Genomic DNA, 22,568 nt, shown 5'->3' on the forward strand with positions numbered 1-22,568 from the left:
CCACCCACGTCAATATTCTTTTATTGCTCATCATTTTGAGTTTCTTGAGTGTGAGGGAAAATGTCGACTGCGTGAACGAATTGTTCGGTAAGCGAGCCGTCTTCCTCGTCTTTAATCATTTTTCTGCCGTCGGCCAGGGTGCCAAAGATGTAGTACAATCCAGGGATAATGATCACCCCGAAGATGGTCCCGAAAAGCATCCCGCCCATCGCTGACGCACCAATTGTACGGTTACCGATCGCACCGGCACCTGTGGCAATGATCAATGGGATCAAACCTGCAACGAATGCGAACGACGTCATCAAAATAGGACGGAAACGAACCCGGGCACCTTCAATAGCAGCATTTAGGATGGTTTCACCCTGCGACCGCTTCTGGACGGCGAACTCGACGATTAGTACGGCGTTTTTACCCAGCAACCCGACGAGCATGATCAAACCGATCTGCGCATAAATGTTGTTTTCCAAGCCCATTAATTTGAGCAAAAGGAATGAACCAAAAACCCCAACCGGCAATGACAACACCACCGCAAACGGAATAATAAAGCTCTCATACTGTGCTGCCAACACGAAATAAACGAAGGCCAACACGATCGCAAACACAACCAGCGACTCATTTCCACGGATCGATTCGTCATAAGAAAGACCTTCAAATGCGATGTCATAACCCTGCGGCAGTGTTTTGGCAGCCACTTCGCGGATCGCCTGAATGGCATCGGCTGTGGTGTAACCTTTGGCTGGAAGACCCTGGATCGCAGCTGAATTATAGAGGTTGAAACGTGTGATCTCATTCGGGCCCTGACCTTTTTTCAATGTCATGAAGGAGGAGTAAGGCACCATTTCGCCTGCATCGTTTTTCACAAACAATTTCAAAAGATCAGAAGGAAGCCTTCTGAAACTCGGGTCAGACTGGACGTACACTTTAAAGAACTGGTTGAACCTCGTAAAACCCTGTTCATATGTACTACCGATCATAATGTTCAGGTTGTCCATCGCTTTTCCAATCGACACGCCTTTTTGCATCGCAAGCTGGTTATCGATCTGCAATTCATACTGCGGATAGTTCGCTGCGAAGAATGTAAACAAGCCCGTTAGCTCAGGACGTTTCGCAAGGTCGTCCATGAATTTCTTGTTGATCTTGTCAAACTCTGCGTAATCGGTGTCAGAAGTTTTATCCAAAAGACGCATCGAGAAACCGCCGGATGTACCAAAACCCGGGATCGCTGGTGGTTCGAAGAATTCGACTACGGCACCAAGACCGCGCGTTTCTTTTTCAAGTTCTTCCATGATCTCTTTCACATTTTGCTTGCGGTCGTGCCAAGGTTTCAAGTTGATCAAACAAGTTCCTGCATTGGAACCGCGTCCTTCCGTCATGATCTCGTAACCTGCCAGTGACGAAACCGATTCAATACCTTCCACTTCTTCGCATATCTTTTGAAGACGGCGCGAAACTTCGTTGGTTTTTTCCAAAGTGGATCCCGGAGGCGTCTGAATGATCGCGTAGATCGTGCTCTGGTCTTCATTTGGAATAAAACCTGCGGGCAGAATTTTGTTTACAAAAACAATCCCTGCGCAGAAGCCGAGTAACACAACCCAGGTTACAACCCTGCGGCTCACAATGCGTTTCAGCAGGCTCACATATCTTCCTGTCAGCTTATCAAATGTTCTGTTAAAAGCATCAAGCCCTTTCGTAAGGAAGTTTTTCTTTTTCTGGTGACCGTGGTGATTTTGAAGCAGCATTGCACACAAAACCGGCGTCAACGTCAAGGCGATAAGGGCCGAAATAACGATAGAGCTGGCCATGGTGATGGAGAACTGCCGGTAGAATGTGCCGACCGGGCCGGACATGAACGAGATCGGAAGGAACACCGAAACCATAACGGCCGTGATCGCGATAATGGCACCGCTGATCTCACCAAGCACTTTTTTCACCGCATTAAATGGGGAAATCCCCGGCTCTTCCTCAAACTTCGCATGGACGGCCTCGACGACGACAATCGCATCATCGACCACAATACCAATCGCAAGTACAAGCGCAAAAAGGGTAATCAAGTTGATCGAAAGCCCGAAAGCCTGTATCACAAAGAATGCCCCGATTAGCGAAACCGGCACAGCCAGGATCGGGATCAATGTGGAACGCCAGTCGCCAAGAAAGATGAATACAACGAGCGCAACAAGGATAAATGCATCGCGCAATGTGTCAATAACCTGCTCGATAGACGCGTCCAGGAATTGAGAAACGTCATAACTGATCTTGTAATCCACGCCCGGAGGAAAGGATTCTTTCATCACATCCAGCTTCTTTTTCACCTCTTCAATTACATCGCTCGCGTTACTTCCATAGTTTTGGCGCAACACGATCGCTGCCGAAGGATGGCCGTCGAGGTTGGAGTAAATGTCAAAGAATTCAGATCCAAGTTCCACTTTGGCAATGTCACGCAAGTGAACACTTTCACCCTGTGCATTGGCGCGGACAATGATGTTTTCGTATTCTTCGGGCTTGTCGTAACGACCTTTGTAAGTAAGCACATATTCCAGCGACTGGGCCGCAATACCGGAGCTTTGCCCGATACGACCCGGGCGACCAACGATACTTTGTTCGCCCACCGCCTTCATGACTTCTTCGGTAGAAATATTGTAAGCACGCATACGCTCCGGATTCAGCCAGAGACGCATTGCATATCTCCTTGAACCTAAAATTTGCGCTCTTGCGATCCCTTTTGTCCGCTGGATTTCGGGGATCATTTTCACCGTTGCGTAGTTGAACAGGAATTTTTCGTCAATGCTCTTATCTTTTGAATAAAGATTGACATACATCAACATACTAGGCTGAACGGGCGAAATAATAACCCCTTCACGCTGAACGAGTTCCGGTAAAAGCGGCATAACCTGGTCAACCCTGGTTTTTACCCGGATAACGGCCACGTTCGGGTCGGTGCCGGGCTCAAAGATGATCCTGAGCGTCGCCTCCCCCGCACTCGTTGCATCGGTAGCAATGTACCGCATGTCCTGAACCCCGTTAATGGCCTGTTCAAGGGTGATCAATGTTGATTTTACTAACACATCGGCACTCGCGCCAGGGTAGGCGATGAAGATGTTGACGGTGGTAGGGGCAATGTCCGGGAACTGGGAAATGGGTAATTTCTCAATCGCCAGGATGCCTATAAATACGATCATGATCGAGATCACGATTGCAAATACAGGTCTTCTTATGAATTGATTAAACATGTCGTTTTGTGCTTGTTAAGATAGCTGACTATTCGGCGTACAGACTGAGGTTGGAAATCACGGAATCAGGCTTTACGAAATTGGAGTGGATCTTTTCGTTCTCTTTCACCTGACGCAGACCTTCCAGCAGGATTTTATCGTCCACTTTCAGACCTGATTTCACGACGAAAATGTGCGGAAGCTCTGCTTCGATTTCGATTTCCCTCGAACGGATCTTGTTGTCTTTATCCACCACATACACGTATTTCTTTTCCAAAACCTCGAAAGTGGCTTTCTGTGGAATCAGCAAGGCATTTTTCATTGGAACGGTTACCAAAACATTTCCTGTTTCGCCGTGTCTCAGCAGTCTTTTTGGATTCGGGAATGTAGCCCTGAAAGCGATGTTACCAGTCTCATTATTGAAATCAGCTTCAATCGTCTTCACTGTTCCGGAGTGGGGGAACATTTGGTTATTGGCCATGCGAAGGTTCACATTCAGCATGCCGGCTGTGGCTTCGTTTGCTTTATAGTCAAGATATTCTGCTTCGGGAACATTGAAGTAGACCCACATTTCACTATTGTCAGACAATGTTGTCAGCAAATCGCCTTCGTCCAAAAGACTTCCTAATCTCACCTGGAAATGGTCCATAATGCCGTCGAATGGCGCACGGATCGTAGTGAAACCCAAATGCGTTGTGGCTAACCCGAGTTCTGCCTTGGCTTTGTCAAGTTTCGCTTTCGCAAGTGCAAGCTCATTTTTAGAAACTACATTGCTGTCTGCCAGCGACTTGGTGTTTTTGAATTCAATTTCTGCAAAATTGGCCTCAGCCTGCGCTTTTTGTTGTTCAGCCTGATAAAGCATCGGCATGATCTTGAACATTAACTGGCCTTTTTTAACCGTCTGGCCTTCATCTACATAGATGTTTTCCAGATAACCCTTTTCCAGTGCCCGCAGCTCAATGTGGCTGATCGCGCGGATCTGGCTTACATATTCCTTTGTGACTAATGTGTCTTTTTGAAGGGGACTTGTAACGAGGAATTTCACTTCTTCCTCTTTTTCTTCTTTTTTGGATTCACAGCTGGTGTGTAAAAACATTGCACACATGCCGATTACCACGAGAATTCGCTTCATGATTTTTGCTTATTATTTATATATGGTTCGTTTAAAATGGTTTACGCTTTCCTATGGTATCAAATCCGCATGACTTGAAGAAAGATGTATCGATAAGAAGAGCAATAGAACCAATGCGTTGACAGCGGAATGTGATTTTTGACACGACCGAAGAAAAAGTTGGATTTTTGTGTGCAGGCAAAGGCGAAAAACTGACTGCCTGTATTATACGTTTTCTTCAAAATCGGCCTTAAAGTTTCTTCCGTCCTTTCTTCAAAAAAGAACTTAATGTGCTCACTGTCGTCGTGTTGGCTGTTTTTGATAAAACTGCCATCGTGATCCGTGGAAGAAAAGAGACTGAAATGCTTCGAAAGTGAAGCGATTGTAATGGAAGAAATGCGATCACCTGCTCCGGACGCATACACATATGCACTCAGTTGGAGCGTAAAGAAGAAGGCGAAATATTTTAATTTTTTAAACATTCAATGGGAGTAGCATGTAGAATGCTTCTGCAAGTCATTCTGAATACAAAAACCGCATCTAAACCTTAATAACAAGTTAAAAGCATGTTAAAAAGGGGTTAAAATCCTGCTTTGACCAAATTTGTGAGCTTCATTATTGTAGACAAAAGCCTTTCGTACAACTTTTCAGGTTGTCTACCGACGGCTTTTTTTTATGTCCTGCAATCCTTCTTATTTCCCTCCATTCGTTCAATTTTTCCTATTATGACCATGAAAAAACATTTATTCATTTTCTTTTTGATGCTGGGAAGCGCTGTTCAGCCGCTGCTCGCTCAGAACAGAACGGTGACCGGCAAGGTGACCGACGGATCGACGGGGGAGGCGCTGCCAGGCGTCAACATTCTCGTCAAAGGAACGCAGCTCGGAACTGCCTCAACGACGGAGGGAACATTCAAGCTGGAAGCGCCGACGTCGGCTAACAGATTGGTGCTGAGTTTTATTGGTTATACAACCGTGGAAGTGCCGATCACCAGTTCAGCCAGCATTGAGGTTGCCATGCAGCCCGATTCACGCCAGCTTAGTGAAGTTGTCGTAACCGCATTGGGTGTGGAGCGGACGCGTAAATTCTTTGCCATATGCGGCCACACAGATTGACGGAAATTCAGTTACAGCAGGCCGTAACCCCAACATGATAAACGCACTGGCCGGAAAAGTGGCGGGGCTCAACATTACCCAGACCAACACACTCGGAGGTTCCTCCAACGTGGTGATCCGGGGCACAAAATCACTCACGGGAAACAACCAGGCATTGTTCGTAATCGATGGCGTGCCGGTTAACAATGACGTTGCAAACACGCGCAGCCAGAGCACAGGCCAGGGTGGATATGATTATGGAAATCCGGCTTCGGACATTAACCCGGATGATATTGCATCGATTAGTGTGCTCAAAGGCGCAGCTTCAACTGCATTATACGGGTCACGCGCATCAAACGGAGTAATTTTGATCACAACTAAAAAAGGAAGAAAGGGACTGGGCATCACGCTTAATACGGGGCTCACCATTGGAACAGTCGATCAGAAAACGCTTCCTGTTTACCAGAAAGAATATGGCGCGGGCTATGAAGAAAAATGGACAAAATTCGATGTGAATGGAGACGGAAAGGAAGATAATGTTGTCAATTTGCCCGACGATGCTTCCTATGGCTACGCGTTTGATCCGAACATTCAGGTTTATCACTGGGATGCATTTGATCCTGCTTCACCCAATTACCGCAAAACAAAGCCCTGGGTCGCGGCAGAGCATGGGCCAGAGTATTTTTTTGAAAAATCGGTTTCCGCCAACAGCAGCATTATGATTGACGGCGGAAATGAAAAAGCCACATTCAAAGTCGGTTATACGCGCACCACTGACAAAGGGATCGTGCCTAACAGCCAGATCAACAAGAACATGATCAGTTTTGGAGGCTCGCTGAACCTGACACCCAAATTGTCCACGCAGGCGAATGTGAACTTCACGCAGCAGGACGGTCTGGGACGATATGGTTCGGGTTATTCATCGATCAACCCTATGCTGGGTTTCCGCCAGTGGTTTCAAACCAATGTTGACATTAAGGAGCAAAAAGAAGCCTATTTCAGAGAAGGAAAGAATGTGAGCTGGAACTGGTCTAGTCCCAGTGACCTGACTGCCGCTTATTCGGACAATGTTTATTTTACCCGATATGAAAATTTCGAAAACGACGAACGTTACCGGACTTTCGGCAACATTGCAGCCATTTATGATCTCGCAACCTGGTTAAAGATAACCGGACGTGTATCGCTCGACAGCTACGACGAATTGCAGGAGGAAAGGCTGGCAGTAGGAAGCACAGCCAATGAAGGCGACCCGTATTACTCGCGCTATACCAGAACATTCCGCGAATTCAATTTTGATCTTTTTGCCAACTTTCAAAGGAATTTTAACAAAGACTTGTCACTCAACGGACTCGTAGGCATGAACATGCGCCGGTCTGAAATGAATTCGTTAAATGCTAAAACGAGCGGGGGACTGGTGGTGCCCAAATTGTATGCATTGTCCAATTCAAGAAGCCTGCTTTCGCCGCCGATTGAAAATGAGCGCCACATCGCAGTGGACGGTGTTTTTGCAAGCGCAACATTGGGCTTTCGTGAAACCGTTTTTCTAGATCTTTCTGCAAGAAGAGATCAGTCTTCGACATTGCCGAAAGCGAATAACGCCTATTTCTATCCATCCGTCGCGGCTAGTTTTGTGTTTTCCGAAATGCTGAAAAACGTCCCCTGGCTTTCCTATGGCAAGATTCGGGGCAATTATGCCGAGGTGGGCAGCGATGCGCCTTTTGCGGCAACGGGCAAATATTACAACAAGCAGGATGAGGAAATTGGAAATCCGATCGGCGGCTTCGACGGCATCCCACTTTACTCCGTGCCCAACACGAGATACAATCCGGATTTGAAACCCGAGCGGACAAAAAGCTCAGAATTTGGCCTGGAAATGGCATTTCTCAGCAACCGTGCAGGATTTGATTTTACCACTTATAAAGCAAGGACATTGAACCAGATCCTGCCTGTAACCGTGCCGACAACCACGGGTTACGGCTATAAATATGTGAATGCAGGCGAGGTGGAAAACAAGGGAATCGAGCTGTCAATATTTGCTACGCCGGTCAAAACAGCATCATTCAACTGGACGATCAATGCGAACTGGTCCAGAAACCGGAACAAAGTCGTAGCGCTTGCGGAAGGAGAAAACATGATTTTGGCCCAGTATCAAACGAGCGTTACTTCCAATGCAGCTGTCGGCCGGCCTTTCGGGATCCTGCGCGGATCCGGTTATGTCTTGCATGAAAATGGCGGCCGGATCATTGATGCAGACGGTCAATATTTAAAATCAGCGCCGACCAAGGAAATCGGTGACCCAAACCCGGACTGGATCGGTGGGGTTTCCAACACAATTAGCTTCAAAGGGCTGTCGCTTTATTTCCAGGTTGATGTCAAAAAAGGCGGGCAGCTCTACAATCTGGACACTTATTATGGCTTTGGAACAGGCCTTTATCCAGAAACTGCCGGTTTAAATGAGCTGGGTAATCCGTCGCGTCTTCCTGTTGCAAAGGGAGGCGGGATCTTGCTGGAAGGCGTGAAGGAAGATGGCTCACCCAATGACGTAAGGCTTGAAAATACCGAAAGCTCACTCGGAACCAACAGCCCGAACGAAACCCAGATATACGGAGCAGGTTTTGTAAAATTACGTGAAGCGTCGCTCAGTTATGCATTGCCGGCCGGGCTGATTGCGAAGCTCAAAATCGTGAAAGGGATCGACCTTTCGCTGGTGGGCCGGAACCTCTGGATTATCCATAAAGATGTGCCTTACAGTGATCCTGAGGCGGGCATGGGCGCGGGTAATATCGGCATGGGTTTCCTCGGCGGCGCGTATCCCACAGCCAGGAACATCGGGTTTAATGTCAAACTAAGATTTTAAGAAAAGTCATGAAAAAAATATTGCTATACGGCGTTTCTACGCTGTTTTTTGCCTCAGCCTGCGTAAGCAACCTGGACGACGATTTCAATGTCGACCCCAAGAAAGCGACCGAAGTGCCGCCTGCTACACTGGTGGCCAATGCCGCATTTAATCTTTCCAATATCATTACCACTTCGGATTATAATTCCAATCCGTTCCGCTATTATCTGCAATACTGGGCGGCTGTTCAGTATCCGGATGAGAGCCAGTACAACATCAATGCAAGGGAGATCAACCGCAATTTCTGGGACACCATTTACCAGGATGTGTTGAGCGATCTGAGAGAAGCGCGGCGTAACATTGAAGCGGATAAGGACCTTCCGCCTGCGATCAAAGCTAATCAGCTGGCAACCGTTGAAGTGCTGGAAGTTTACGCCTGGTCGGTGCTGGTGAATACTTTTGGCAACATTCCTTACAGCCAGGCGCTCGATTTTACCAATGTGCAGGCGGGTTACGACGACGATGCGGCAATCTACGCGGATCTTATCAAACGATTGGATGCTGCGATAAAGAGCTTTGATAAAAAGGAACAGTCATTTGGACTGGATGAGCTGTATTACAGGGGTGACATCAGCCGCTGGAACAAATTTGGCAATGCGCTGAAACTGCGTTTGGGCATCACGATCGCAGATGCAGAGCCGGCAATGGCAAAGAAGATCGTGGAAGAAGCTGCGCTTAATGTGTTTTTTTCCAGTTCAGAAGAAGCAAAACTGAATTACACTGCCAATCCACCGACTGCGAACCCGCTTTACGATAATTTGAGGCAGCGGAATGACAATGTTGGAGCAAACACCTTTGTGGATGCGCTGAAATGCACTGGCCGATCCGAGATTGGATGAATATTTGAGGCCAGCGAGAGAAGGGGCTAATACAGGGAAGTTTGTCGGCGGCATTTACGGCGCTCCCAATGTTTACGAAACATTTGCACAGCCCAGCTCGGTTTTGCGCGATCCCTTGCTGCCGGGCGTGTTGCTATCTTACACGGAAGTTGAATTTTTGCTGGCCGAGGCAAAAGCCAGAGGTTTCAATGTTCCGGGCACGGCGAAAGAGCATTATGACAAAGCCGTAACGTCTTCTATTGTAAACGATTGGAATGGCACCGCAGCAGAAGCAGCCGCTTATCTGGCTAAGCCCGCCGTTGCATTTGACGCAGCCAACTGGAAAAAAAGCATTGGAACACAAAAATGGATTGCGCTGTATAACCAGCCCGTTGAAGGCTGGAAGGAATGGCGCAGGCTGGATTTTCCTGTTTTGAAAAAGCCGGTACTGGCACAATCCGAAATGCCTTTGCGCTTCCCATATCCATTCACGGAGCAGAATCTGAACAGTGCCAATTACCGAAAAGCGGCAGAAGCCATGGGTGGAGATGTGGTCACTTCAAAAGTGTTTTGGGACGTTAAATAGCAAAATGGCAGGGCCGGTTTGAGCATGATTATTTTAGGTCTCTGGTTGAAATCCGTTCAGAAAACAAGCGGAAAGCAATCAGAGATCTAAAAAATGAGTCTTAAAAATATTACGATTATAGGCGGAGGAGCCTGCGGAATTTCAGCATTTATCGAGCTATTTCTTCAATTACGCATCGCCGGGCATCACCGGAAAGTCAGCATCACAATCATCGAAGAGAACGAGGAAGTTGGAAAAGGACTTGCTTTTGGCACGAAACAACCGGGTCATATTCTCAACACCCAGGCGGATTTAATGGGAATCCATTTTACCGAACCCCAACATTTCAGCGAGTGGCTTATCGAACACGAGCAGCGTGTGCATCACGAAGTGGTCGATAATAAAGGAAAAAACGAAGCATTTACAACCAGGCGGTTGTATGGCGATTATTTAAAGGAACAATTTGAACATTATTTCAAATTGGCCAAAGAGGAGGGAATGGACGTCAGCGTAATACACGCCCGCGCTGTGAATGTGCAGAAACATGAAGATGGTTTCAATGTACAATTAGCAGATGCTAATGAACATCGTTGCGATTTCCTGCTGCTTTCCCCCGGCACGCCCGTTGCCAACAATTATCCGGATCTCGAAAAAAGAGAAAATTACTTCGGCTCGCCGTGGCCGTCTTCTGTTATTTTAGACAACATTCCCAAAGATGCAGACATTGGCATTTTGGGTTCAAGTCTGAGTGCGATCGATGCGCTGATGACGCTGACTGATAATGGTTATCAGGGAAAATTTACCTGCTATTCGCCGGACGGATTAATGCCGCGCGTGCAGCCGGAAAATCCCGTTAAGGTCGATTGCAAATACATTACGCTTAAAAATCTGCATCAAATCCAGCGAACCGAACTTCGTAATCCGAAGGTCAAGGAAATTCTAAGGCTTTTCATGCAGGAAGCGGAGGAATTTGCAGACGAAAAAATCGATTGGAAAGCCACCAAAAGAGATAAGCCGGCTGATCAGCTGCTGGAAAAAGACATTGAAATCGCTAAAAATGGTGGCGACGCATTGATCAACATTCCCTATTCTCTGCGCTACGAAAGTTCTGAGATGTGGAAATGGCTGGATGAAAGCGAAAAGCTCAAATTCAAAAAATGGCTGGGAAATTACTGGTCTGTAAACCGCCATTGTATGCCGCTGGTGAATGCCGAGCGCGTTTACGGATTGTTTAAAAGCAAGCAATTGCAGGTCGTTCCGGATTTGAAAGACGTTGTCTATGACGAGCAAAAACAGTCGTTTGTGCTGACTTATGACAATGGTCAGGAGGCTTCGGAAAAATACATCATCAATGCAACCGGCCCGGCCGCGTCCGTTGAGATGATGAAATCGGAGCTGATGCAAAATCTGGCCGATGGCGGTTTGATTGAGCCCGAAGCTGCCGGTGGGATCAAGATCAACACAGAAACCATGCAGGTGATTGCCGAAGATGCGCCTTATCCAAATTTCTACGCGATCGGCCACATTACCAACGGACTGTTGCTGGACGTGAATGCGGTTTGGTTTAATGTAAAAATGATTGGCAAACTGAGCCGTCACCTAATTAGCCAGATCATTGGAAACGCTGCTTAAACTTTATAAAGAGCTGCTGCCGGTGATGGCATTCATTCCCGCCGGATATTTTATCAGCAAAAAATTCGATTTCAACTCAGATTACGTCAGTAAGCCGCTGATCAATGTACTGCTGCCGCTGCTGGTTTTCACCAATATGCTCGATGCGGAAGCTTCCGAAACTGATCGTCTTGCCGATTTTGACATTTCTGCTTGCATTAGGGATGAATTATGTGGCTGTTGCCGTTCAGAAAAAGATCGCAACTGAAACAGATCCATTGCTTTTGCGGAGCTCATTTTCCTTTTTTAACATTGCCTTTTTCGGCATTCCAACGGTCACTGCACTTTTTGGACAAGATAAGGTTAGTGTGCTCATTTGCATTTACTTAGGCTCCGCATTATTCGGTGATACGATTGGTTATTTTCAGGTTGCCAAAACGAAATTCGATTCGGGAAAGCATTAAAGGAAATGTTCAAAATTCCTTTCCTATATGTGTTTGTGGCCGGCGTGATTTGTAAAGTTGCGGGACTGGAAACGCCTGAGGCAGTCAAGCCGGCGCTCAAAGTCGTAAGTTTTGCAGTTTCCGCAGCCGGAATGATGATCGTCGGATTTCAGCTCGCTAATGTCAATTTCAAGAACATCAAGCTTGGCTATTTCTTCAAATTGCTCAGCGTTCGCACGATTGCGGCTGCTGTTTTACTTGCCGGTGATTGCATTTGCGGCATCATTTCTTGCCAAAGATCTGGAAGAAGAAGATTATAAAATGCTGGGACTTGTGCCCCTTTTCCCGATTGCGGCGAATGTGACGGTTTTCGCAGCTTTCCTCAAAGCCGACGAAGAGCAGTCATCCATACTGGTGTTTTTATCAATGATGCTGTCCGTGGTGCTTGTGAGCGTGGCGACCTTGTTTTTAATGTAGCTTACGCACACATGGTTTTCCGACCTCTGTTTCCCGCTTGTTAATTTTTGTTCACAATTGCATAACATTCTGGTAAAGTGTGAGATGGCGCGTTCGCCTAGATTTGTGTAAAAACTATCTCACCATGAACATGTATTTTACCAACGCCAGGAGAACAGGAGCGACAGCGCTATTCCTGGGGGCGATCACATTCGGATGCAGCGTGCAGGATCATCCCGGCGTCCCCGTTGATTCTGCCAAACTCATCGACAGATCTGTAAACCCTGCTCTTGTAAAAGCCCTGCCGGGATTTGAAGACCTGAAAATCACAACGCTGATCAGTTCGGATGACAAATTGCAGGATTCTCCTGATTTTATTTACGGTGCACAGCCGGACGGAGGCGCATTTGTAAGAAATCCAAATGGGGACGGATTCATTATGATCAACAACCACGAGATCCATTTCTCTGTTTCACGCGTGTTTTTGGACAAAGAATTGAAGCCCGTAAAAGGTGAATACATTGTGGACGCAGAGGGCGGTCAGTGGAGATTGTGCTCTGCTACGCTGGCGACTCCGCAGGAACACGGTTTCGGACCACTATTTCTTACAGCCGGTGAAAGCAACTCTGAGTCGATGACGCATGCGATCGATCCTTTTGCTCCTGCAGACAAGAAAAACAAAACGTGTACGGTAAGTGCTTTTGGTAAATGGAATGCAGAAAACGCAGTGCCGCTTCCTAAGGATGCATTTCCAGGGAAATCGGTGATCGTAATCGGCGAAGATGATACAAACGGTCAGCTGGTGCTTTACGTTTCTGACGCTGTGGGTGACTTGAACAATGGTAAATTATACGCATTGCGCCGCACAAACCAAGAAAGCGTTGAAACGGATATGCAGCCGGGACAGCAGTATGACGTGGAATTTGTAGCATTTGATAATGTAAAGACAAGCACAGGAACTGAATTGCAGGCGCAGACGGTGGACAAAAAAATGATCCAGTTTGCCCGCGTGGAAGACATTGATTATCGCAAAGGCGGCAATGGTGTCGGACGTGAAATTTACTTCACAGCAACGGGTGTAAGCCAGGCTGATAAAGTAACTCCTGTGGCTGGAAAAAATATGTGGGGACGCGTTTACAGATTAAATTTTGATGCTGCTAACCCATTGAAAGGCAAGCTGGAAATCATCATGGACGGCGAAGAGAAGCCTGGAAGCTTCATCGTTAACCCGGACAATATCTGTGTAACGAACAATTATGTTTACGTGCAGGAAGACGGTGACTCATTTTACAAAAACAATGATCACGACGGCACGATCTGGCAGTATAACATTGCTACAAAACAGAGCAAAGCAATGCTTCGCATGAACCACCGCAGAGAAGATGCTGCATTCAATGCGAAATACAACTCTGTGGGGAACAACTCTTTGAGCACATGGGAATATGGCGCTATGATCGATATTTCTGATGTCGTAGGCATTCCTGAGACTTTTATGGTGAACCTGCACCCGCACACATGGCAGGATGAAAAATACAAAGGCGCTGACGGAAGCGGCATTTCTACCAACAAGGAAGGCGGCCAGACTGTAATCGTAAGAGGCGTAAAGCAATAAACATTTTCATCAACATCGAGACCAGGAAGGCCTTTTTCGAAAAGGCCTTCCTATGCTTTTTTCAGGGATATGAACATGAGCCCACGTTTGATTTTATCCATCCTGCTGATCGGCATAGTTACCCGCTGTGCCATGCAAAAAAGTCCCAAGGAAATTGTTTACGACCAGTTCAATGAAGATCTGAACACATTGATCGCGCGCAACGAGGATTTCTTGGGGAAAGTGAGGACATTGGATGACAAGAAACAATTGCAGGAAGATTTTCTGAAACTTCGGATGCAATACAAAAAGACCGAGGCGTTTTCGGAATATTTTTTTCCAACAACCGTAAGGTTGGTTAATGGTGCGCCGCTGGATGAAGTGGAGGATGAGGAGAATGCGGTTTTCGAGCCAGGCGGCTTGCAGGTGATCGAAGAACTGATATACACCGATGAAAAAATCGAAAGACCGGAACTGATCAGGCAAGTAAGGAAATTACAGGTCAATGTAAAGCGGATCAAGACCTTATGGATTGACATCAGCCTCACGGATGCACACATTCTGAATGCATTGCGACTCGAACTTTTCAGGCTCATAACCCTTGGGATCTCAGGATTTGACAATCCGGCTTCGGGAAATGCTTTGGCCGAAAGTGAGCAGGTTTTGCAGTCATTTCAAGATTATCTGAGCGCTTACGACGGCGTTCTCAAAGATGCGGACGCTGTGGATGCCCAAACGGAAAAGGCGATCCTGTTTTTGAAGAAAACCAAAACATTTAATGATTTTGACCGCGCAACATTCATTGCAGATCACATTAATCCGCTTTGCCGCAACCTGCACAGCCAGCAAAAGGCGTCAGGAATCGCATTCGTGAACGACCGTCGCTTACTCAAAGGAAATGCAGCCACATTGTTCGATCCGGGTGCATTTGACGCGGAAGCCCTGGTTTCGAATGACCGTTTCAAATCAACACCTGAGCGCATTGCATTAGGACAAAAACTATTTTATGACGGCCGCATATCCGGCAATGGAAAAACCAATTGCGGGTCGTGCCACCAGCCCGGGCTGGCTTATAGCGACGGCCTGAAAACGAGCAAAGGATTTGGCAACGAAAGCATTCAAAGAAATGCCCCGACGATTCAATACGCAGCATTGCAACAGGCATTATTTTACGATTTGCGCTCGCCTTCGCTCGAAGATCAGGCAGCAGACGTGATCCATAACAAAGCCGAAATGCATGGCTCGATGGAGCAAATCGCAAAAATGATCAGCTCGGATGAAGATTATAAGCATTTGTTCAGAAAAGCCTATCCCGAGCTGGATTCGGTCCCGGCCGTTTATATCCAAAATTCGCTGGCCGTTTTCGTCCGCTCGCTTAACCCGTTCAGTTCTCGTTTTGACCAATATATGCGTGGCGACAAAAAGGCCATGACATTGGATGAGGTGAAGGGTTTCAATATTTTTATGGGCAAAGCCAAATGCGGCACTTGTCATTTTGTGCCCCTTTTCAACGGCACCGTCCCACCGGATTACCAGCGAACCGAGTCGGAAGTGCTGGGCGTAACGGCCGGGGCGAACTTCAAAAATGCCAGCCTGGACGCGGATGCGGGTCGGGGCGTTCATAACAATTTTCCGCAGTGGGAAAATGCATTTAAAACCAGCACAGTCAGGAATGTTGCCAAAACGGCTCCGTATATGCACAATGGTGCATTTACCAATTTGCAGGAAGTGATGGAATTTTACAATGAAGGCGGAGGCGCGGGACTCGGGCTCAATGTGCCCAACCAAACGCTCGCCGCAGACAAGCTCAACCTGACAAAACAAGAGATCAGATTAGTCGTGAAATTCATGGAAAGTCTGACGGATAACTGACGGCATTTCCGAACGCGCGCCGTTCGGAAATGCACAGGCGTGTGAGGCAAAATGAGGCATTAGAGTAAGTCGGAAGCATATTCGTTTTTTGGTATAAAACTTTTACCAAAGGTGATTTTTCTGCTAAACCGGACCATATGCTAAAAAACTACATCAAGATCGCCGTAAGGAATATCTGGAAGCATCGCCTTTTTTCATTGATCAATGTGTTCGGTCTGGCTTCCGGTTTGATGGTCTGCTTCCTGGCCATTGCCCACATCAAAGGCGCATTGGAATACGACAATTTCCATCCGAAACGCGACCGCATTTTCCGCATTCTGACCGATATTACCAACAAGGAAAATGACAAAGCCGCATTCGCCACATCGGCTGCGCCGCTTGCCGAAACATTGCAGAAAGATTATGCTTTTGTCGAAAACACGGCACGGGTTACCCGCACATATGGCGAAGTGGAAGGCAACAGCAAGCGGCTAGATTTTCTGACATTCGCAGTCGATCCGTCGTTTTTCCAAATCTTTGGCTATCCGCTCGCAATTGGACAAGCTGCAAATCGGCCGAACACAGCCGTGATCAGTAAGAAGACCGCTGAAAAACTGTTCGGCAAGAAAAATCCGGTTGGCGAAATACTGATGCAGGAAGGATTGGAGCCGTCTGTGATAACGGGCGTAGTAGGAGACACGACCTCACTTTCTCATTTGAAATTTGACATGCTGTTCAGCGTTTCCAATGAAAAGCTTGGCTCGCTTGGCGGTAATAATGATTGGAAGGAATTTTCGAAATGTTACACGTATGTTTTGCTCAAAACGGGCACCGCCGAAGACCAGCTGCAAGCGGTGTTGCCAGCGATTGCCAGCAAGCAGAATGCCGTTTTGAAACAAAGCGACCTGCACGCATATGATTTTCGTCCGCAGGCACTGACGGCACTTGCGCCTTCAATGGAAGAGCTGATCAACAGCACTTATGAACCGCAGATTGGCGGCTTATCGGCCGAAATGGGCGTGGGTCTGGTGACCTTACTAATGGCGGCTTTCAACTACATTAACCTTACCCTGGCGCGCTCAATGAGCCGTGCAAGGGAAGTGGGTATCCGCAAAACATCGGGGGCGCTCCGCTGGCAGTTGCTGGGACAGTTCATGGCGGAATCGGTAATTCTTTCATTGCTGGCCCTGGGGCTGGCATATGTCATGCTGGAACTCGTAAAACCGATGGCTTTTGTGCAGCAATGGCTGATCGGCGGCGTCATTTGGGATTGGAAACTTTGGGGATCATTTCTCGCATTCAGCGTTGCGGCCGGGTTGCTCGCCGGACTTATCCCGGCAAAAGTGCTTTCTAATTTTCAGCCCGCAGAAGTACTGCGCAGCCACAATGGTTTAAAAATCATCAAAGGACTTTCGTTGCGGAAAGCATTGATCATCGCGCAATTCAGCATTTCACTCATCGCCATGATTACGCTGGTGACCGTGATGCGGCAGCAAAATTACATGGCAACGGCTGACTATGGCTTCCAATGTAAAAATGTGCTTAACATTCCGTTGAGTAATGTGCCATACGAAAGGCTTGCGAACGAAGTTGAAAAACTGGCCGGAGTTGAGCATGTGTCAGGCATTTCGGAGCCTTTTGGACATCATGGCGCAACCGAGCGAATCCGCATGAAACGTGCTGATCAGAATTTTGTTCAATCATTCATTGCCGACATTGCTCCGGATTTTACAAAAACACTTGATTTAACATTAATTGCGGGAAAGGATTTGCCAAAAGGCGCAGCCTCAATGGTTTTGATCAATGAAGAAGCAGTCCGGAAATTCAGATTAGGCAGTAACGGCGATGCGGTCGGGAAATCGATCTGGCTAGAAGACAGCACGGAAATGCAGATTGCAGGCGTCGTGAAGGATTTCAGATTTACCAGTTTCAATTGGGAAATAAAGCCGCTCATTCTGCGTCAGCATCCCGCTGGCCTGCGTTACATGCATGTTTCTGTTGCCGCGGGCTCCGGGGAAAATGTACTGTCCGAAATCAGCAGAACCTGGAACAAGCTCGCGCCTTACGACGCTTTCGAAGGCAAATGGTTTGACGACTTCCTGTACGAACGCCATGCGCACATGGAAGACATTAGTTTCATGGCATTACTGCTCGGAATTTCGTTTTCGATCGCCTGTCTCGGCTTGCTCGGGATGGTCACTTACAATACCCAAACGCGGATTAAAGAAGTAGGCATTCGCAAAGTCATGGGCGCGGAGATTAAACAAATTATCTGGTTGCTTTCACGCGATTTCGTCGTGCTGCTGTCCATCGCCGCCGCCATTGCCTTACCGCTCGGTTATCTGGCTGGTTACGCTTTTCTGATGAATTTTGCTTACCACGTCTCCCTTGGCTTTGAGACACTTGCGCTATGTTTCAGTGTCCTGCTCATGCTCGGCGGATTGATCATCACAACCCGGACCTATAACGCTGCAACGGGCAACCCGGTTGAGGCGCTGGCTAATGAGTGAGATCCGTTTTTCATGACTCAATCCGCTTTTAAAGACTTCGTCGGATTCATCAGTGCGGCCTTAATGGATTGGTAACCAATGGTCAGCAATGTGATCAGCACCATGAATGCGCCTGTGCCAATGAAAACGCTCACGCTGATGGAAATGTGGTAAGCGAAGTTTTGCAGCCATTGGTCCATCAGCCACCAAGCAGCCGGGAAAGCAATGCTAATGGCGATGAAGACGAGGGCAAGAAAATCCTTGGTCAGCATCGTTACGACATTGGTAACCGTTGCGCCGAGCACTTTTCGCACACCGATCTCTTTCCTGCGCCGGTCAGCCGTAAATGCTGCAAGCCCGAAAAGACCAAGGCATGAAATGATGATCGCCAGCCCGGCAAAGTAACGCGCCAGCTCACTCACCAGTTTTTCGGACGCATACTGAACCTGAAAATCGTGATCGAGGAATTGATAGTCCAAAGCATAGCCAGGATTGAATGTTTTATAAAAATCCTGAATCCGAGTTATCGTTTCCTGCTCACTTCCCGCACTGATTTTTGCCATCACAAGCATCGTTTCTTGCGGAGATAAATGGAGGATAAATGGCTTTATTGACTCATGCAACGAGTTGTAGTGAAAGTTTTTGGTAACACCCACAATGTGCTTTTCCGTGTTGTCGATTGTAATTGTTTTGCCAATAGGATCACTGATTTCCATAGCCTTTACGGCCGCCTCGTTAAGGATAATGTTGGTTGTTTCCGTTCCGAACTTTCTTGAAAAACTCCGGCCCGATGCCATTTCCATTCCCAGAGTTTCGATCAGATCGAAGTTGACGGGCATTCTGAAAAAGCGGATCTTGTCATCGGCATTTTTCCCATCCCACCGCACGCCAGAGCCATTTCCGGGCAGCATAGCAGGCAAAATGATCTTCTGCTGAATGCTCGAAGCATTCACAACGCCCGGCACCGTTTTGAGTTGGGCAAGGAACAACCCGGCCTGCGCAGCCGCACGCCCTTCCATTTCAAAATAAATGATGTGGTCTTTATCATAACCCAGATTCTTGTGCTGCACAAACCGGATCTGCTGGTAAACCACAAACACCGAAATTATGAAAATCACCGACACCGCAAATTGAAAAACCACAAGCCCTTTCCGCACCAGCAGCTCGCTGAACGAAGTCACCAAGCCGCCTTTGAGTGTAAATGCAGGATTGAAGCCAGAAAGGTGGAATGCCGGGTAACTTCCTGCCAGCAAGCCTGTTAATAGCGCAATGATAAAAATTGCCAGCATTCCCTCGAATTGAAAATGCAAAGCAAGATCCTTTCCCGTAATACCATTGAAGGCCGGCAGCAGTGCCCACGTCAAAACCAGCGCAATGAACAATGCTGCAAAACTCAGCAGCAATGACTCGCCCAAAAATTGCAAAATCAATGTCGGTCTGCCTGCGCCAAGCACTTTTTTAACCCCAACTTCCCGCATCCGCATGGAAGCTTTTGCGGTTGACAGATTCATGAAATTAATGCAGGCAATAACCAGAATGATGATCGCTATCACCGCAAACAGGCGAACATAAGTGATCCGACCGCCTGCCTGTGCGCCGTTTTCATAATTTCCATACAAGTAGGCATCTGAATATTTGCGCAGGAAAAGTTTTGATGTCGAATCATTAAAGCTGGTTCTGGCAAGCGCAGCCATTTTCGCATTGACCGTTTCCATATCAGCGCCCGGTTTCAGCACGACAAAATTGTCAAATGGTCCGCTGCTTGCTGGCGCCGTTCCCGGCGGCACAATCTGAGCCCAGGCGTGCATAGACAACAAAAAGTCATATTGCTGCGAAGAATTGCTAGGGAAATCCTGGAAAACGCCCGTTACCAAACATTTTTCAGCGTATGCCTGCCATTTCCATTCGAGGACTTTGCCCATTGCAAGCTCAGGTGATTTGAAGAGCTGAACCGCCAGCTTTTCAGAGATCACAATGGAATTTTTATCGTTCAAAACCTGCGTAGGATCGCCTTGAAGCAAAGGAAATGAGAATGCGCGAAAAAAATCTTTACCAACAAAATTGCCGTCGGCACTTACCGGATTGTTGCCCGCAGCCAAGCTGAATTTCTGAAACCAGACCGCGGGCGTGGTCATAACGACGGTTTCTACTTCCGGGATTGCGGCTAGCATTCTTTCGCCCACCATTTCGCCCGTGCTGCTAGAAGTCGCGATCGCATCGCCCGCTTTTTCGTGGATCATTACTTCGAAAAGGCGGCTGTCGTTTTCATGAAATTTGTCAAATGCAAATTCATCATTGACCCACAAACCGATCAGCAGGGCAGAGGCCAGTCCGCTCGAAAGTCCGACTAGATTAAGCAGTGAAAATTGCCGGTCTTTAAGCAAGCGGCGCCAGGCGGTCTTGAAATGATTGGTCAGGATGTCGAGATTCAGCATATAAGGAACATGGCTAACAGATGAAATCGTTGTGGAGCAATAATAGTAAAAAATATTTATATATAAATAAATTATATATCATTTATCTGAATGGTTAAATCTTGCTTCCGCCGATTCCCTAAAAATGCTTTACATTTGAAAAAACAGCTTTCAGCGGGATATGCGGGTTTACAGATTTGGTCAAAAATGGTTACTGGGCTTCGCATTAGCGATTGTCTACATTCCGTTGAGGACTTTTTTGAATTTAGATCAAAATGTGTGGGAGACCATTCTTCGCAAATTGCCGCTGTTTTTTATAGAGATTTCGATTAGCACCGTATTCTACACCAGCTGGATTTACCTGATGGATTGGTTTTTGAAAAAACTGACGACATTAACGGGTAGCGACCGGTCTACGGACTTCAAAATTTCTCACCAACTCATTGCGCTTGTTCCCGCGGTGTTACTTGCACTCATTTTCAACTATATACTCAGGCACACGTGGGGTTTTATGGATTCATTCTGGAGCGATGAGACTTTCCGTTACAGCAATTCGGCGGTCACATCGCGATTTTATCGCACAAGCACGCGCGCAAACCAATCCCTCACCATTCTCGCATTAATCGCCGGATATTATTTGTGCGTCAGCAATCAGGTGCAGGAAAAATTGAAAAAATTGCTGGTGGATTCTGAAAAGCTGGCGACAGAAAACATGAGCGCCCGGTTTCTGGCGTTAAAAAATCAGATCAGTCCGCATTTCTTGTTCAATAACCTCAGCGTGCTGGCGTCACTCGTGGAATCGCGGCCTGAGAAGTCGAGCGCGTTCATTCAGCAGCTTTCGCAGGCTTACCGTTACATTCTCGAACAGGCGGAACTGCATCAGATCAGCTTGAAAGAAGAGATCAAATTTCTTGAAACATACACGTTTTTACTGCGGACAAGATTTCAGGAAAAAGTGCGCATCGACGTGGACATTGCACCGGAAGATCTGGAAAAGTTTGCGATCATTCCGCTTACATTGCAGCCGCTGATCGAGAATGCGGTGAAGCATAACACCATGTCATTACAAAATCCGCTTAACATTCGCATTTATATTGAGAATGGCATGCTAATGGTGATTAACCCTTTGCAGGTCAGGCAGTTGCGCGAGCCTACAACAAAGCTGGGACTGAGTAACATTGAAAGTCGTTACAAGCTTTTGCAAAATAAAAAGGTCATCGTTGAAAAAACCGATGCTAATTTTGTCGTAAAAATTCCGCTGATAACATGAATGTGCTGATTGTAGAAGATGAAGATCTGAGTGCGGAGCGCCTTGAAAAGCTGATCCACGGCATTGATCCTTCCATTCATGTGCTGGCCACGATCCCGTCGGTTTTTGATACCATTGCTTATCTCGAAAATGAGTCAAAAACAAAGCCGGATCTGATATTTCTGGACATTCACCTTGAAGACGACAACGGTTTTCGCATCGTGGAAACCCTTAACCTGATGATTCCCGTCATTTTTACGACCGCTTTCGATGAATATGCACTTAAAGCCTTCAAAGCCAACAGCATTGACTATTTATTAAAGCCCGTTAACCCGCTCGAATTGCAGGCCTCGCTGGCAAAATTTAAGCGATTGACTCCTGCGGCAACCGAAGCCCGTCCCGATAAACCAACCGGGCATGCGCCCACGGAAACCTATAAAGATCGCTTCCTATGCACGGCCGGTTCGCGGATTTTTACATTCAAAAGCCATGAGATCGCCTATTTCATCATTGAAGAAAGATCCACTTTTCTCCGACTTTTCGATGGCCGGCATTTCGCGGTCGAATACAGCCTGGAACGCTTGTCGCAGATCATGGACCCCAGTCAATTTTTTCGCATTAACCGCACATTGCTGATTTCCATTGAAGCCATCAAAAACATCCACACGATTTCTGCCGGAAAGCTCAAAATAGAGCTTAATCCGGCATTAGCCCAGGAAACAACGGTCAGCACGGACCGCATTACGGAATTTAAAAACTGGCTGGGCCGGTGAA

At 47.1% G+C, this 22,568-nt stretch carries 17 protein-coding genes; 13 read left to right on the forward strand and 4 right to left on the reverse strand.

All coding sequences use genetic code 11. The annotated features are described in order from the left end of the window. Window positions 1-20: 20 nt before the first annotated feature. Genes AC0IYG_RS15400 through AC0IYG_RS15410 form a run of 3 tightly spaced genes read right to left on the reverse strand, consistent with a single transcriptional unit; the run spans window position 21 to window position 4,799 of the window. Window positions 21-3,227 carry an efflux RND transporter permease subunit gene (locus AC0IYG_RS15400; protein ID WP_233792103.1) on the reverse strand — a complete coding sequence of 1,069 codons (3,207 nt, stop codon included), beginning with the start codon at window positions 3,225-3,227 and terminating at the stop codon, window positions 21-23. Window positions 3,228-3,255: 28 nt separating this feature from the next. Continuing rightward, window positions 3,256-4,338, reverse strand: coding sequence for an efflux RND transporter periplasmic adaptor subunit (locus AC0IYG_RS15405; RefSeq protein ID WP_471711951.1), 1,083 nt, complete (start codon window positions 4,336-4,338; stop codon window positions 3,256-3,258). Between the two features lie 59 nt (window positions 4,339-4,397). Next, the gene (locus tag AC0IYG_RS15410; RefSeq protein WP_471711952.1) at window positions 4,398-4,799 is read right to left on the reverse strand and encodes a hypothetical protein; all 402 of its coding nucleotides are present in this window, start codon (window positions 4,797-4,799) and stop codon (window positions 4,398-4,400) included. Between the two features lie 249 nt (window positions 4,800-5,048). Here AC0IYG_RS15410 and AC0IYG_RS15415 point away from each other — a divergent pair, with 249 nt between their 5' ends. From AC0IYG_RS15415 to AC0IYG_RS15465, 11 genes are all read left to right on the forward strand, one after another. Continuing rightward, window positions 5,049-5,432, forward strand: a complete 384-nt coding sequence (locus AC0IYG_RS15415) for a carboxypeptidase-like regulatory domain-containing protein (protein ID WP_471711953.1) — start codon at window positions 5,049-5,051, stop codon at window positions 5,430-5,432. After that, window positions 5,383-8,268, forward strand: a complete 2,886-nt coding sequence (locus AC0IYG_RS15420) for a SusC/RagA family TonB-linked outer membrane protein (RefSeq protein WP_471711954.1) — start codon at window positions 5,383-5,385, stop codon at window positions 8,266-8,268. Before AC0IYG_RS15415 ends, AC0IYG_RS15420 begins: the two co-directional genes overlap by 50 nt. 8 nt (window positions 8,269-8,276) lie before the next feature. Then, on the forward strand, window positions 8,277-9,146 hold the full coding sequence (locus AC0IYG_RS15425; protein WP_471711955.1) for a SusD/RagB family nutrient-binding outer membrane lipoprotein: 870 nt from the start codon (window positions 8,277-8,279) through the stop codon (window positions 9,144-9,146). Then, entirely contained in the window at window positions 9,139-9,711 is a 573-nt protein-coding gene (locus AC0IYG_RS15430; protein WP_471711956.1) for a SusD/RagB family nutrient-binding outer membrane lipoprotein, read from the forward strand. The genes AC0IYG_RS15425 and AC0IYG_RS15430 overlap by 8 nt, the downstream gene beginning before the upstream one ends. A gap of 93 nt (window positions 9,712-9,804) precedes the next feature. After that, a complete protein-coding gene (locus AC0IYG_RS15435) occupies window positions 9,805-11,322 on the forward strand; it encodes an FAD/NAD(P)-binding protein (RefSeq protein WP_471711957.1) in 1,518 nt (505 codons plus the stop codon). 143 nt (window positions 11,323-11,465) lie between these two features. Beyond that, window positions 11,466-11,765, forward strand: a complete 300-nt coding sequence (locus AC0IYG_RS15440; RefSeq protein ID WP_471711958.1) for a hypothetical protein — start codon at window positions 11,466-11,468, stop codon at window positions 11,763-11,765. Between the two features lie 5 nt (window positions 11,766-11,770). Then, complete coding sequence (locus AC0IYG_RS15445; protein WP_471711959.1) at window positions 11,771-12,064, forward strand: hypothetical protein; 294 nt, start codon at window positions 11,771-11,773, stop codon at window positions 12,062-12,064. 1 nt (window position 12,065) lies between these two features. Beyond that, window positions 12,066-12,221 (forward strand): hypothetical protein, encoded by a 156-nt coding sequence (locus AC0IYG_RS15450; protein WP_471711960.1) that lies wholly within the window; start codon window positions 12,066-12,068, stop codon window positions 12,219-12,221. 124 nt (window positions 12,222-12,345) lie between these two features. Beyond that, window positions 12,346-13,812, forward strand: a complete 1,467-nt coding sequence (locus AC0IYG_RS15455; RefSeq protein WP_471711961.1) for a PhoX family protein — start codon at window positions 12,346-12,348, stop codon at window positions 13,810-13,812. A 75-nt stretch (window positions 13,813-13,887) separates the two neighbouring features. Next, window positions 13,888-15,663, forward strand: a complete 1,776-nt coding sequence (locus tag AC0IYG_RS15460; protein ID WP_471711962.1) for a cytochrome-c peroxidase — start codon at window positions 13,888-13,890, stop codon at window positions 15,661-15,663. 137 nt (window positions 15,664-15,800) lie between these two features. Next, window positions 15,801-18,152 carry an ABC transporter permease gene (locus AC0IYG_RS15465; RefSeq protein WP_471711963.1) on the forward strand — a complete coding sequence of 784 codons (2,352 nt, stop codon included), beginning with the start codon at window positions 15,801-15,803 and terminating at the stop codon, window positions 18,150-18,152. A gap of 17 nt (window positions 18,153-18,169) precedes the next feature. On the opposite strand, the gene AC0IYG_RS15470 is transcribed toward AC0IYG_RS15465, so the two are convergent. After that, entirely contained in the window at window positions 18,170-20,566 is a 2,397-nt protein-coding gene (locus tag AC0IYG_RS15470) for an FtsX-like permease family protein (protein ID WP_471711964.1), read from the reverse strand. A gap of 160 nt (window positions 20,567-20,726) precedes the next feature. Between AC0IYG_RS15470 and AC0IYG_RS15475 the strand changes: the two genes are divergently transcribed. Together AC0IYG_RS15475 and AC0IYG_RS15480 are read left to right on the forward strand one after the other, a co-directional pair. After that, a complete protein-coding gene (locus AC0IYG_RS15475; RefSeq protein WP_471711965.1) occupies window positions 20,727-21,815 on the forward strand; it encodes a sensor histidine kinase in 1,089 nt (362 codons plus the stop codon). After that, a complete protein-coding gene (locus AC0IYG_RS15480) occupies window positions 21,812-22,567 on the forward strand; it encodes a LytR/AlgR family response regulator transcription factor (RefSeq protein ID WP_471711966.1) in 756 nt (251 codons plus the stop codon). Before AC0IYG_RS15475 ends, AC0IYG_RS15480 begins: the two co-directional genes overlap by 4 nt. The last annotated feature ends 1 nt before the right edge of the window (window position 22,568 follow it).

This window comes from Dyadobacter sp. AC419 (assembly GCF_979253085.1).

Coding starts and splice junctions, on each gene's coding strand:
- AC0IYG_RS15470 (WP_471711964.1), bottom strand. CDS start 20,566: ATGCTGAATCTCGACATCCTGACCAATCATTTCAAGACCGCCTGGCGC.
- AC0IYG_RS15465 (WP_471711963.1), top strand. CDS start 15,801: ATGCTAAAAAACTACATCAAGATCGCCGTAAGGAATATCTGGAAGCAT.
- AC0IYG_RS15435 (WP_471711957.1), top strand. CDS start 9,805: ATGAGTCTTAAAAATATTACGATTATAGGCGGAGGAGCCTGCGGAATT.
- AC0IYG_RS15440 (WP_471711958.1), top strand. CDS start 11,466: ATGCGGAAGCTTCCGAAACTGATCGTCTTGCCGATTTTGACATTTCTG.
- AC0IYG_RS15475 (WP_471711965.1), top strand. CDS start 20,727: ATGCGGGTTTACAGATTTGGTCAAAAATGGTTACTGGGCTTCGCATTA.
- AC0IYG_RS15410 (WP_471711952.1), bottom strand. CDS start 4,799: ATGTTTAAAAAATTAAAATATTTCGCCTTCTTCTTTACGCTCCAACTG.
- AC0IYG_RS15450 (WP_471711960.1), top strand. CDS start 12,066: ATGCTGGGACTTGTGCCCCTTTTCCCGATTGCGGCGAATGTGACGGTT.
- AC0IYG_RS15455 (WP_471711961.1), top strand. CDS start 12,346: ATGAACATGTATTTTACCAACGCCAGGAGAACAGGAGCGACAGCGCTA.
- AC0IYG_RS15405 (WP_471711951.1), bottom strand. CDS start 4,338: ATGAAGCGAATTCTCGTGGTAATCGGCATGTGTGCAATGTTTTTACAC.
- AC0IYG_RS15480 (WP_471711966.1), top strand. CDS start 21,812: ATGAATGTGCTGATTGTAGAAGATGAAGATCTGAGTGCGGAGCGCCTT.
- AC0IYG_RS15415 (WP_471711953.1), top strand. CDS start 5,049: ATGAAAAAACATTTATTCATTTTCTTTTTGATGCTGGGAAGCGCTGTT.
- AC0IYG_RS15445 (WP_471711959.1), top strand. CDS start 11,771: ATGTTCAAAATTCCTTTCCTATATGTGTTTGTGGCCGGCGTGATTTGT.
- AC0IYG_RS15400 (WP_233792103.1), bottom strand. CDS start 3,227: ATGTTTAATCAATTCATAAGAAGACCTGTATTTGCAATCGTGATCTCG.
- AC0IYG_RS15425 (WP_471711955.1), top strand. CDS start 8,277: ATGAAAAAAATATTGCTATACGGCGTTTCTACGCTGTTTTTTGCCTCA.
- AC0IYG_RS15460 (WP_471711962.1), top strand. CDS start 13,888: ATGAGCCCACGTTTGATTTTATCCATCCTGCTGATCGGCATAGTTACC.